Source organism: Pseudoalteromonas sp. S1609, assembly GCF_005887255.1.
Lineage (GTDB): Bacteria > Pseudomonadota > Gammaproteobacteria > Enterobacterales > Alteromonadaceae > Pseudoalteromonas.
Genome location: NZ_PNDJ01000334.1, coordinates 1 through 389, shown reverse-complemented (window position 1 = coordinate 389; position 389 = coordinate 1). Strand labels below are relative to the sequence as shown.

Genomic DNA, 389 nt, shown 5'->3' with positions numbered 1-389 from the left:
AAGACTCTCTTGTCTTCAGCGAGTGACTAGATCACTGATCCTCTAATACATCGGGATCTTTGGTGGAGCGCTGTACATCAAGCAGATTTACGCATGAGATTAATTTGCGGTATGCAGGAGCCTGTTGCGGGTCGTCATATGGTTATACGTTCTCGCGAATTAATCATTAATCCCGATATTATTGAATTGAAAGGGGGAGGCCATTCCCCCCAATTAGCGCAACCAATTCAAATAACTCAGTAATTTTTTGATTTTCAAAAGTTAAAATAAATGACTAATTTGGCGTTACCAGCTTCAGCTTTGCCTTTTTGCCATCGGTTAATATCGCTACATTACCTACAGCAGTAACAAACACATCTCTTACACTGCCATGAGCCTCTGGGAAATAA

The 389-nt window shown here is 40.9% G+C and carries 1 protein-coding gene and 1 pseudogene; one reads left to right on the top strand and one right to left on the bottom strand.

Annotation, left to right across the window (positions count from 1 at the left end; translation table 11 throughout):
- Nucleotides 1-93 precede the first annotated feature (93 nt).
- Nucleotides 94-243, top strand: coding sequence for a hypothetical protein (locus tag CWB76_RS19945; RefSeq protein ID WP_212751306.1), 150 nt, complete (start codon nucleotides 94-96; stop codon nucleotides 241-243).
- 31 nt (nucleotides 244-274) lie between these two features.
- On the opposite strand, the pseudogene CWB76_RS20430 reads toward CWB76_RS19945, so the two are convergent.
- A pseudogene (locus tag CWB76_RS20430) lies at nucleotides 275-389 on the bottom strand (PQQ-dependent sugar dehydrogenase); the annotation flags it as partial.